This is a genomic window from Micropruina sp. (genome assembly GCF_047607385.1).
Classification (GTDB): Bacteria; Actinomycetota; Actinomycetes; order Propionibacteriales; family Propionibacteriaceae; genus Micropruina.
In genome coordinates, this window is record NZ_JASGDE010000078.1 from 1 (window position 1) to 11,701 (window position 11,701).

General features: G+C 70.5%; 8 protein-coding genes. 3 read left to right on the forward strand and 5 right to left on the reverse strand.

Going from position 1 to position 11,701, the window contains the following annotated elements; all coding sequences use genetic code 11:
- Positions 1-224 precede the first annotated feature (224 nt).
- The 4 genes from QM582_RS06920 to QM582_RS06935 form a co-directional block, all read right to left on the reverse strand.
- Positions 225-737, reverse strand: coding sequence for a phosphoribosyltransferase (locus QM582_RS06920; RefSeq protein WP_415082961.1), 513 nt, complete (start codon positions 735-737; stop codon positions 225-227).
- 123 nt (positions 738-860) lie between these two features.
- Positions 861-2,126: a hypothetical protein gene (locus tag QM582_RS06925; protein ID WP_415082963.1), complete on the reverse strand. Its 1,266-nt coding sequence runs from the start codon at positions 2,124-2,126 to the stop codon at positions 861-863.
- Positions 2,066-4,303 carry an alpha-amylase family glycosyl hydrolase gene (locus QM582_RS06930; RefSeq protein ID WP_415082964.1) on the reverse strand — a complete coding sequence of 746 codons (2,238 nt, stop codon included), beginning with the start codon at positions 4,301-4,303 and terminating at the stop codon, positions 2,066-2,068. The genes QM582_RS06925 and QM582_RS06930 overlap by 61 nt, the downstream gene beginning before the upstream one ends.
- A gap of 85 nt (positions 4,304-4,388) precedes the next feature.
- Entirely contained in the window at positions 4,389-5,021 is a 633-nt protein-coding gene (locus QM582_RS06935) for a histidine phosphatase family protein (RefSeq protein ID WP_415082966.1), read from the reverse strand.
- A gap of 103 nt (positions 5,022-5,124) precedes the next feature.
- Here QM582_RS06935 and QM582_RS06940 point away from each other — a divergent pair, with 103 nt between their 5' ends.
- The gene (locus tag QM582_RS06940) at positions 5,125-6,111 is read left to right on the forward strand and encodes a malate dehydrogenase (RefSeq protein WP_415082968.1); all 987 of its coding nucleotides are present in this window, start codon (positions 5,125-5,127) and stop codon (positions 6,109-6,111) included.
- 70 nt (positions 6,112-6,181) lie between these two features.
- A complete protein-coding gene (locus QM582_RS06945; protein ID WP_415082970.1) occupies positions 6,182-6,994 on the forward strand; it encodes a hypothetical protein in 813 nt (270 codons plus the stop codon).
- 38 nt (positions 6,995-7,032) lie between these two features.
- Here QM582_RS06945 and lysX read toward each other — a convergent pair whose 3' ends face one another.
- Positions 7,033-10,263, reverse strand: a complete 3,231-nt coding sequence (lysX, locus tag QM582_RS06950; protein ID WP_415082972.1) for a bifunctional lysylphosphatidylglycerol synthetase/lysine--tRNA ligase LysX — start codon at positions 10,261-10,263, stop codon at positions 7,033-7,035.
- Positions 10,264-10,456: 193 nt separating this feature from the next.
- On the opposite strand from lysX, the gene QM582_RS06955 reads away from it, so the two are divergent.
- Positions 10,457-11,533 (forward strand): alpha/beta hydrolase, encoded by a 1,077-nt coding sequence (locus QM582_RS06955; protein ID WP_415082974.1) that lies wholly within the window; start codon positions 10,457-10,459, stop codon positions 11,531-11,533.
- The last annotated feature ends 168 nt before the right edge of the window (positions 11,534-11,701 follow it).

Below are 11,701 nucleotides of genomic sequence, written 5' to 3' on the forward strand. Positions count from 1 at the left end.
CGAACGCTCGCCTAACTATTTGGGGCTCGCTGTATTCAGCGAGCCCCAAATAGTTAGGCGAGCGTTCGGTAGGGGCCTGGTCGCGGCGTTCTCGACATCGCTCATCGCGGGAGGGAAACCCCGCCGCTTTCGTGTTGCTACGCGAGATCGGCGGGCTTTCCCTGTGTCGGACGGCGATGTCGAGAAACCCGGATGCGGCTCTCCGGGGTGGGCGGGCCTGTGACCTATTCGGGCCGGGCACCCTCGACCGGCGGCAGCGCAGACCAGGGGAAGACGATCCAGGCGTCGGTGTCCTTCCAGACGTAGTCGACCTGATAAACCGAGGTGGGTTTCGTGTACAGCACGGCTGTGCGCACCTCGGCGCCGTGCTTGAGCAGGATGTCCATCACCAGCCGCAGGGTGCGTCCGGAATCGGCGACGTCGTCGGCGACCAGCACCCGGCGTCCGGCGATGCTGTCGATGTCGAGCAGCGGGGCCAGCAGCACCGGGTCGGGCAGGGTCTCGGCGACGTCGGTGTAGAACTCGACGTTCATCGCGTCGGCCAGCTTCACCCCCAGCGCGTAGGCCAGGGAGCCGGCCAGCAGCAGGCCGCCACGGGCCACCGCGACGATCACGTCGGGACGGAAGCCGTCACCGACCACCTTCTCGGCCAGCTCACGGCTGGCCTGTCCGAAACCCTCCCAGGTGAGGACTTCCTTGCCTTCGGTATCGGTCGCCTCAGCGTGGTAGGCCGTCATGGGCACAGCCTAGGGGTGCCGGCGACGGGGTCTGGACAGGCTCGACCAACGGGACCGCACGACGGGGTCTCGACAAGCTCCACCACCGGAACCCGGACTCGACAAGCTCGACCGAGGGTCCCGCTACGCGCGTTTCAACCCGGTGGCGTCGACCAGTCGTCCCTGGTCGTCGTACATCGCCACCGCGACCTGCCCGGCCAGCAGCCGTTTCATCCGTCCCACGACCGCCGGATCGACCCGCAACGCGATGGCGTCCGCCAGTTCGGGGTGAGCGAGCCGGACGCCGGCCGGCAGGCCCTTCCCGTCCCTGCTGAGGCTGAACACCTCACCGCCGACGATCGCCTCGGCGTCGAGCCCGAGACCGCCCTTGGCGGAGGCGTGCAGCCGCCAGGTGAAGCTGGACGCCGGCGTTCCCGCGGGCACCGCGTTCGCCGGGTAGGCGATCATCCCGTCGTTCACCAGCACCGCCCGGGCCACCGACAGATCGGGCTTGGCACTGGGCTGGGTGACCGACACCGACACCTGATGGGTGGCCAGCACGTAGTCGATCCGCACCTGCATGCCGTCGGACGGGACGGTCAGCGTCACGTTGTCGGCGGGGTAGGTCTCGTCGAGGGACAGCCCGTGCGCCACTTTGAACTCGTAGCCGCCCTTCGGGATCTGCACCGACGCCCAGGTGTAGGTGCCGTCGCCGTCCAGATCCTGCAGCCAGGGTCGCATGCAGTCCGGCTTCCAATCCGCGGCACAGCCCAGCTCGCTCTGGAAGCTGCCGACCACCGTCAGGATCGGCCCTTGCGCGCTGCTGGTCACCCAGTGGGTGGCGTGGTCGTAGTAGAAGCCGACCGTGCCGCCGGTGGGTTTGACGTTGATGTTGGAGCCGTTGCGGGCACCGCCGACGCCGTAGTTCTCGTCCCAGCCGCCGTTCAGTGCCGCCTTGTAGTCGTAGTCGCCGGCGGGCAGGTTGAAGGAGGCCTTCCAGATCTGGTCTTCGGAGTCGAGCTTCAACTGCGCCTTGTCGCAGTCGGGCAGCCAGTCGGCCGGGCAGCCCAGCGACGCGTTGAACGAGCCGGGCACGGAGACCGAGCCGGGCTGCTTCTCGGGTGGGTCGTAGCTGATCGCGCTCGGCCCGGACGAGCCGGTCGGATCGCCGACGAAAGCCCAGCTGGAGGTTGCCGAGTAGCGTCCGGAGAGGTCCTTGGCGACGATCCGGTACTCCAGCAGGGTGCCCTTCGGCAGGCCGGTGACGTCCTGGTACACCCGGTAGCGCGGGTTGTCGTCGGTGCCGATCAGCTTCCAGTCGGTGGTGCCGGCGGGCCGGTAGTAGAAGCTCACCTCGGCGAACCGGCTGGTGTCGGCCAGCGCCACCGACAGCTCGGCGCGGCCGCCCATGTGCCGCCGGCCTTCGGGGTGAGCGGCACGATCACCGGGGCCGCGGACGACGCGGGCATCGGCCTGCTCGCCCGGAAAACCCGGACGCTCAACGCCGGCACCCGCACGGTGACCCGTCCGGCACGATCGGTGCGGACGTCGCCGCCGGCGCCCAGCAACGCGTCGAAGCGGGTGTTCGGCGAGTAGCTGGCGAAGCTGGCCGAGGCGGCCTTGGTGGAGTTGTTGGTGACCACCAGGTACTCCCGCCGGCTGGCCTTGTCGATCCGGCTGACCGCGAACACGCCGGCCTGGTCCGAGGCGTAGCGGTGCACCTGTGCCCCGTCGGCGAGGGCCGGGTGCTTGGCCCGCAGCGCGGCCAGTTGGGCGATCTGCCGGTACAGCGGCGCCGAGGTGTTGTACCGGTCGCGGGAGCCGGACGGGCCGCCGATCACCTCTTCCTTCGCGTACGAGGGCACCTTGGTGGCGAACATGTCCTGCCGGGACGCCTTGTCGCCGCCGCTGCCGGCGAAGCCCTGTTCGTCGCCGTAGTAGACCACCGGCTGACCGCGGGTGAGGTACATCAGCGCGTTGGCCAGCTTGAGCCGGGCGAGGGCGTCCTTCGCGCTCACCCCGGACGACCGCAGCAGGTAGGCCATCCGGCCCATGTCGTGATTGCCGGTGAAGGTCGGCAGTTGATAGGCGTTGCTGTCGGCGTCGGTGTACCAGTCGTCGCCGGCGTACAGGTCACGCATACCGGTGGTCGCCTTGCCCTGGGCGAACCCGAGGGCGGCGTTCTGGAAGCCGAAGTCGAGGGTGGCCTGCAGCTTGCCGGCGGTCGTGTACTGGCTGGTGAAGGTCGGCGAGGAGTCGTAGACCTCGCCGAACATGAAGAAGTCGTCATTGCCGGACGCCTTGGCGTGGTCGAGCACGGCCGGCGCGAACTGCTGCCAGAACTCCGTGTTGACGTGCTTGACCGTGTCGATCCGGAACCCGTCGATGCCGAAATCGACCCAGGACTGGTAGATCTTCGTCATGCCGTCGACCACGGTGTGGTTCTCGGTGAACAGGTCGTCCAGCCCGACGAAGTCGCCGTAGGTCGCCGATTCTCCGGCGAAGGTCGAGTTGCCGCGGTTGTGGTACAGCGTCGGATCGTTCAGCCAGGCCGGCACCTTGACGGCCTTGTCGGCCTCGCTGCGGAACACCGGCTGGTACGGGAAGGACGTCGCCGGGTCCAGCGAAGGGAAGGTGTCCTTGCCGGCGTAGTCGTGATCGTCGAACTCCTGCCCGCCGGCGTTGGTGTAGGGCGCCGCCTCCTTGGAGATGTAGCCGTAGTCGCCCGGCTTGGCGTAGTCGATGATGTCGGCGGTGTGGTTGGTGATGATGTCGAAGAAGACCTTCATGCCCTTGGCGTGCGCCTTGGCGATCAGGTTCTTCATGTCGGCGTTGCTGCCCAGATGCGGGTCGATCTGGGTGAAGTCGGTGATCCAGTAACCGTGGTAGCCGGCGCTCACATCGCTGCCCGAGCCCTGCACCGGGTTGTTCTTGAACGACGGCGTCAGCCAGATCGCGGTGGTGCCGAGGCCCTTGATGTAGTCGAGTTTGGCGGTGACGCCCTTCAGGTCGCCGCCGTGGTAGAAGCCGCTGTCGGTCGGGTCGAAACCGGACTTCAGCGGGCCGCCGACCAGCCCGCCGGTGTCGTTGGACTTGTCGCCGTTGGCGAACCGGTCGGCCATCAGGAAGTAGAACCGTTCCCGGGTGAGCGCCTCACGCAGCGAGCCGACGGCCAGCGTGCGGTCGGCGGCGGTGGTCGACCCGGGCAGGTCGAGCGGCTTGATGGTGACCAGGTGGGTGCTGTCGTCGTAGCCGAACAGCAGCCGGGCCGGCTTGGTCAGCGCCAGCGGGATGTTCCCGGAACCGCCCTGGGCGCCGTAGCTCTCGTCCCAGGAGTGGTTGATCGCGACCTTCAGCTGCCATTCGCCGGCCGGGACGGTGAAGGCGCGGCTGTAGCTGTTGCCGCGCAGCACCAGGTCGGTGTCGGTGCAGACCGGCTGCCAGTCGTCCGAACAGCCCAGTTCGTTCTGGAGGTCGCCGACCAGGGTGACGGTGCGCCCTTCGGCGCGGGCCGGTGGCGCGGCGGCGAACCAGCCCAGCATCAGGGCCAGGACGACCATCAGGGCAAGACCCTTGCGACGTTGCACGGCGGACTCCCTTCGACTTCCCAGTCGGCAACCTAGCTGGCCGCACCGACAAGAACCAGACCCGGGCGGGCGTCCGCTCGCGCGATCAGCCCCGGCGGTCGCCCAGCGCGGCGAAACCGTCCTGCGGGTCGGACGCCGGGAAGTCGATGCCGCGCAGCGTCCAGCCGGCGTCCGGGTCGCCGTCGGCGACGATCACGGTGGTGTTCGGCATGCCGCCGTGACCCAGGTGCCGGTGCACCACGGGCATCACGAAGCCGGCCCAGGTGCGAATGGCCGCACCGTGGCTGACCACCAGCACGGTCTCGTGCCCCGCCTCGGCGATCTGTCGGATCGCGGCGCCGTAGCGGGCCAGGAACTCCACCCCGTCCTCACCGCCGGGGATCCGGACGCTGTGGTCCCCCTCGCCCCAGGCCCGCAGCGCGGTCAGGTAGCGCAGCACGTCGGGCGACATCTCGTCGTCGCCGGCGGAGATCTCCCGCAGCCCCGGGATCTCCCGGTGCGCCACCCCGAACGATCGGACGGCGGGCGCGGCGGTCTGCACCGCCCGCACCAGGTCGGAACTGTAGACGGCGTCGACGCGATGCCCGGCCAGCCGGGTGGCCAGGACCTCCGCCTGGGCTCGTCCGAGGTCGTCCAGATCGGGACCGGGTGGCGCGGTGTCCAGCAGGGCGGCCACATTGGACGCCGTCCGGCCATGTCGAGCAAGCAGCAGACGCACAGATCGAGGGTATCGGGCTCGTTGCTCGCCGGAGCACCGGACGCCGTCGGCGGGCGCTGATAGCGTGAAATCCGTCACCACTCGTCGTTGAGGAGAAACCACCGTGAGCACACCCGTCAAGGTTGCCGTGACCGGCGCGGCCGGCCAGATCTGCTACAGCCTGCTGTTCCGCATCGCCAGCGGCGCCCTGCTCGGCCCCGATCAGCAGGTCGAGTTGCGGTTGCTGGAGATCACCCCCGCGCTCAAGGCGCTGGAGGGCGTCGTGATGGAGCTCGACGACTGCGCCTTCCCGAACCTGGCCAAGGTCGAGATCGGCGACGACCCGACCAAGGTGTTCGACGGCGTGAACATCGCCATGCTGGTCGGCGCCCGGCCGCGCACCGCCGGCATGGAGCGCGGCGACCTGCTCAGCGCCAACGGCGCCATCTTCACCGCGCAGGGCAAGGCACTCAACGACGTCGCCGCCGACGACATCAAGATCCTGGTCACCGGCAACCCCGCCAACACCAACGCGCTGATCGCGATGAAGAACGCTCCCGACATCCCGATCGAGCGGTTCAACGCGCTGACCCGGCTCGACCACAACCGGGCGATCAGCCAGCTCGCCGCCAAGGTCGGCGTCCCGGTGACCAGCGTGACGAAGATGACCATCTGGGGCAACCACTCCGCCACCCAGTACCCGGACGTGTTCCACGCCGAGGTGGACGGCAAGAACGCCGCCGAGTTGGTCAACGACCAGCCCTGGATCGAGAACGACTTCATCCCGACCGTCGCCAAGCGCGGTGCGGCGATCATCGCGGCCCGCGGCGCCTCGTCGGCGGCCTCGGCGGCGAACGCCACCGTCGAGCACATGCGCGACCTGATCGCCGGCACCCCGGCCGGCGACTGGGTGTCGATGGCGGTGCCGTCCGACGGCTCCTACGGCGTCCCCGAAGGCATCATCTCGTCGTTCCCGTGCACCACGTCCGGCGGCACGTACAGCATCGTCCAGGGCCTGGAGATCGACGACTTCAGCCGCGGCAAGATCGACGCCTCGGTCGCCGAGTTGCAGGACGAGGCCAAGGCCGTCACCGAGCTCGGCCTGATCTGATCGGCGACCCCGTTTGATCGGCGACCTTCGAGTCGACTGCTGAACGACCGGCATCGGGCAGACTTGCCCGGTGCCGGTCGTCAGTTGGGTCGCCGCCGTGGTCTGTTGCCTCGGCTACGGAATCGGCTCGGTGCTGCAGTCGGTCGGCGCGAAGCGGGCCGCCGCCGTCACCGGTGTCTCCGGGCTGGCCGCGATCGTGGCGCAACTGCCCTATCTGCTCGGACTGGCCGCCGACGCGGTGGCCTTCGTCGCCAACATCGTCGCGGCCCGGGACCTTCCGCTGTTCCTGGTGCAGTCGGTGATGGCGGCCTCGATCGGCGTCACCGCCGCCATCGCGGCGCTGCGCGGAGCCCGGCTCGGCGGACGTGACTGGGCTGCCCTCGGCACGCTCGGGGCCGGACTGGTGCTGCTCGCGGTCAGCGCCAGCGCGGACGCCCCGATCGCGGCCGACCCAACCGTCGAGTGGGTGATTCTGGGTGGTTGCGTACTGCCCGGCTTCGCCGGCCTGCTGGGGTTGCGCCGGTCCGGACGCCGGTCGTGGGTCGTCCTGGCGACGGCGTCCGGACTCGGCTTCAGCGTGGTGGGGGTCGCCTCCCGCGGGCTCGGGGCACTGCCGGTGTCGTGGGATCTGCTGACTCATCCGATGCTGTGGTCGCTGCTGGCCGGCGGCGTCCTAGCCATGGCGTTCTTCGCGGTCGCACTGCAGCGCGGACCGGTCACCGCGGTCACCGGCGTCACCTTCACCATCGAGGTCGTCTTGCCCTCCGTGGTCGGGCTGCTGCTCTTCGGCGACCGGGTCGGGCCCGGGCTGGCTCCGCTCGCCGCCGCAGGGTTCGTGCTCGCCATCGCCGGGACGACGGCACTGGCCCGGTTCGCGCAGTAGCCGGGCTGGACCGCTGGGTCTCTCCCCACCGTCCGGGCTCAGTGGGCGCGGGGCGGCCGGACGAACGGGAAGCTCAGCACCGAGCGGATGTTCAGCCCGGTCAGCAGCATCACCAGCCGGTCCACCCCGATGCCCAGGCCGCCGGTGGGCGGCATGCCCAGTTCGAGTGCGGCCAAGAAGTCCTGGTCGAGTTCCATCGCCTCGGCATCGCCGCCGGCCGCCAGCAGCGACTGTCGGGTGAGCCGGTCCCGCTGGTCGACCGGATCGGTCAACTCCGAATAGCCGGTGGCCAGCTCCATCCCGCGAATCACCAAGTCCCAGCGTTCGACCAGTCCGGGCGTGTTCCGGTGGGCGGCGGTCAGCGGCGAGGTCTCCTCTGGGAAGTCCACGTAGAAGGTCGGCAGCTGCGTCGCCGGCTCGACCAGCTCCCCGTACAGCTCCTCGATCACCGCCCCGGCACCGCGGTTCTCCGGCACCGGCACCCCCCGCTCACGGGCCAGCTGGTAGAGCGTGCGCACCGGGGTCTGCAGGCTGACCTGGACGCCCACCGCGTCCGACACCGCCCGCAGCACCGGCACCGTCCGCCACGGCGGGGTCAGGTCCACCCAGTCCTGCCCGGACTCCACCGGCGGCAACGCCGGACGTCCGTGCACCGCGATCGCCGCCTGCCGGACCAGCCGCTCGGTGAGCGCCTGGACGGTGCGGTAGTCGCCGCCGGGCTGGTACGCCTCCAGGGAGGTGAACTCCGGATTGTGGGTGGCGTCCGCGCCCTCGTTACGGAAATTCCGGCCCAGCTCGTAGAGCCGTCCCATGCCGCCCACGACAAGGCGTTTCAGGTACAGCTCGGGGGCGATCCGCAGGTAGAGGTCCTGGTTGTAGGCGTTGCTGTGGGTGGTGAACGGACGCGCCGTCGCCCCGCCGTGCACCACCTGCAGGATGGGCGTCTCGACCTCCAGGAAGCCCTCGGCGGCCAGCGTGCCACGCAGCGCGGACACCACCGCGGCCCGGTTGCGCAGGATAGGGGCCTGCTCGGGGTGGACGATCAGGTCGGCGGAGCGCCGCCGGAGCCGGGCCTGCGGGTCGCTGAGCCCGCCGAACGGGATCGGATGCAGCGCCTTGGCGGCCACCCGCCAGGACCGGACCAGCACCGACCGGGTGCCGTTCCGCGACAGCCCGCGCACCCCGGTCACCGCCAACAGGTCACCGGTGTCGACGTAGCGCCGGAACGCGGCGATGCTGTCCGGCAGCTCGGACGCCTCCAGCACCATCTGCACGGTCACGCCACCCCCGGTCAAGTCGGCGAAGACCACCCCGCCATGGTCACGCGCCGCCCGGACGCGTCCGGAGAAGGCGACCTGCTCACCAGCCACCCACGGCGCCGCCTCCACGTCCGCCACATCGACGGACAGCGCGTCGTCGGCCTCCGGTGTCGGGCCGAGCCCGAGCCCGGACAGCGCCGTCAGATGCTCCAGCCGGTGGCCGGCTTGAGCATCCCGCCGGCGCTGCAGCATGAGCTGCGGGGCCGTGCCCAGCGCGTCCACCTGGTCCAATTCCGCCACGCTCAGCTGCTGCCCGGCGTCGGCTCCGCTGCGGCCGGGCCAGGGCAGGAAGCCCTCGGCGGCACCCACCGCGGTCAGCACCTGCGGCAGGCCGACCCGGTCGTCGAAGCAGAGCACCCGGGGCACCCAGTCCGGGTGGTAGAGCCGGTTGGCGCGATACAGCCGCTCCAGTTGCCAGAACCGGTCCAGCAGCCCGAGCAGGGACGCGTTCAGCCGCGGCCCGGTGTCGAACTCCTCGGCCTGCGCGAACACCCGGCGGAACATGCAGAAGTTCAGCGACACCCGCTGGACGCCGCGCTGCCCGGCGTGCGCCATCAGCTGCGTGACCATCAGCTCGGTCACCCCGCCGGGGGCGTCCGGGCTGCGCCGCATCAGGTCCAGCGACAGCCCGGTCGCGCCCCAGGGCACGAAGCTCAGCAGGCCGACCGGCCGCTCCGCGGCGTCCGAGGCGATGACGAAGAGCAGGTGCCCGTCGGCCGGGTCACCGGCCCGGTTCAGCGCCATCGAATAGCCGCGCTCGGTGCTGCCGTGCCGCCAGCTGTCGGCCAGCGCGTACAACTCGGTCACCGTCTCGGCGTCGAGTTCGGCCTGGCGGGCGATCCGGACCGTCACCCCGGCCCGACGAGCCCGCTGCGCCGCCCGCCGGACGCCGGACGCCGGCGCGAACCGGCGGGCGTCCAGCACCGCCTCGTCACCCAGCGGCAGCACCCGCAGGCCGGCCCGGGCGTACGCGCGGGCACCGTCCGCGGACGCGCCCAGCACGGCCGGGATCCAGCCGTACTCGCGCAGTTCGCCGTACCAGGCCTCGATCGCCGCCGGCCAGGAATCCCGGTCGCCCACCGGATCGCCCGAGGCCAGCGACACCCCCGCGATCAGCTGGTAGGTGATCACCGCCCGGCCGTCCGGGCTGAAGATGGACGACTTGTCCCGCCGGGTGGCGAAGTAGGCCAGCGAGTCGGCGGCGCCGTAGTCGCGGACCAGCCGGCGGATGGCGAGTTCCCGCTCCCCCGACCAGCCGGTGGGGTTGCTGGCGGTGCGCAGGAAGGTGACGACGGTGGCCAGCATGGTCACGGTCAGGGCCAGCGAGGTCACCTCCGGAACCCACCTCGGCATGGCGGCGAGAACGGCACGGTTCAGCGGCCCGGTGTCGCCGAACAGCCGGGCGAAGAGCGCCAGCACCCCGTCCCACGGGGTTCCGGAGCCGCTGGCGTAGGTGCCGGCCAGCAGGTAGCTGACCCCGACGCTGAGCACCAGCCCGGCCAGCGCGACCAGGCCGGCGCGCAGCAGCGAACCGCGCCGCAGCCGGGCGGGGAAGGCCGGGCGCAGCGTCCACAGCCAGACCAGCGCCGCCGCACCGAGCGGGACCGAGGCGATGTCGAACCAGCCGGCCAGCGTGTGCTCCAGCCGCCACGGACGCATCCACGGGCTGACCGGGGCGTTGATCACCAGGCTCAACCCCAGGTACATGCCGAACAGCTGGCAGACCATGACCGCGATCAGCGCCACCCGCTTGCGCAGCACCAGCGCCACCGTGATCAGGGCCAGCAGGGCCACCGAGGCGATCGTCCGGGACAGCGGGATGTTGACCAGGGTGACGATCTCCTCCAGCCAGTGGAAACGCTGATGCCCCCACCGGCCGAACAGCCAGGACGCCGCCGCGATCACCGTCGCGGCGGCATAGCCGCCGGTCAACCAGCGAGCCCCCCGCATCGGTCTGGTCCGATCGCCACGCCCTGGCACGTCCGACTCTCCGTTCCGCGCCGCCACGGCGCGTCCAACCGGAGGCTACTCCGCGGTGCACAGCCTGCGACGCCGGTCGCAACCGTCCCGGCCGACGGTCACCGGCTGGGGGCGCGAGCTAGATTCTTGTGCGGCGCCCGCCGCGCGGCGGACGAGGCGAGGGGTGGGCATCGTGTTCGAACTGACCGGCCGTCCGTTGCAGGTGATGGCTGTGATCGCGGCGGTCGCGCTTCCGCTGCTCGTCGTCTATCTGTGGTCGCGGCGCCGCCCGCACCCCGGCAACCTGGCCCGCCGCGTCCTCACCGTCGCCGGACGGCTGCTGGTCGTGCTGCTCGCCCAGGTCACCGCGATGCTGGCGCTGTTCCTGTACGTGAACGACGAATACGACTTCTACGCCTCCTGGAGCGACCTGCTCGGCATCCAGGACACGTCCCCGCAGAACATCAACGTGGCCCAGCTCAACGCCGGATCCGGCCGGCTGGAGAAACTGCCGGTGCGCACCGACGCCGGCGTGGTCGACGATGTGCTGGTCTGGCTGCCGCCCGGCTACGACGCCAACACGGCCGCCAAATACCCGGTGCTGGAGTTCCTGACCGGCCAGCCCTCGTCGCCGAGCCTGCTGTTCTCCCACTTCAACTTCGGCACGGTGGCCAGCGAGGCGATCAGCTCAGGTCGGATGAAGCCCTTCGTCGCGGTCCTCCCGCCGATCATGATCAGCCCCCCTCGGGACACCGAATGCGTCGACGTGCCGCACGGCCCGCAGGCCAGCAGCTGGGTCACCCACACCGTTCCGGACGCCGTGCTGAGCCGTTTCCATGTCGAACCGATGGGCTCCCATTGGTCGATCATGGGCTTCAGCGCCGGCGGCCAGTGCGCCGCCAAGCTGCTGCTGCGCTACCCCACCCGCTACGGCGCCGCGGTGGCGCTGGCCGGCGACTACGAGCCCTACACCGACGACACCACCGGCGACCTGTTCGGCAACGACAAGGCGTTGTGGAACGAGAACTCGGCCCGCTGGCTCTACCGCAGCTACGGGATGCGCGGCACCAAGCTGCTGATGATCGCGAGCAAGCAGGACGGCTGGTCGGCCCGTCCCACCCAGGCGATGGCGAAGGAGGCGCACGGCGACCCGCACGTCACCACCATCATGTTCCCGGTCGGCGGTCACAACTACCACACCTACGCCCCCTACCTGCCGCAGTCGCTGACCTGGCTCACTACCCAAGGCGCCTTCGGCTGATGCGTTCCCGAGCTCGGATTCGCCTGCTCGTCGGCACGTTCGCCATCGTGGTGGTGGCGGCCGCCCTGGTGTTCACCGGATTCTGGACGCCGGCGGCGCCCGGCAACGCCGCCGTCCCGTCCCCGGCCGCCGCGTCCACACCGGCCACACCGGCGGCCAGCCCGTCCG

Excerpts from the sequence above, each read along its gene's own strand:
- QM582_RS06920 (WP_415082961.1), bottom strand. The coding sequence starts at position 737 with ATGACGGCCTACCACGCTGAGGCGACCGATACCGAAGGCAAGGAAGTC.
- QM582_RS06925 (WP_415082963.1), bottom strand. The coding sequence starts at position 2,126 with ATGGGCGGCCGCGCCGAGCTGTCGGTGGCGCTGGCCGACACCAGCCGG.
- lysX (WP_415082972.1), bottom strand. The coding sequence starts at position 10,263 with ATGCGGGGGGCTCGCTGGTTGACCGGCGGCTATGCCGCCGCGACGGTG.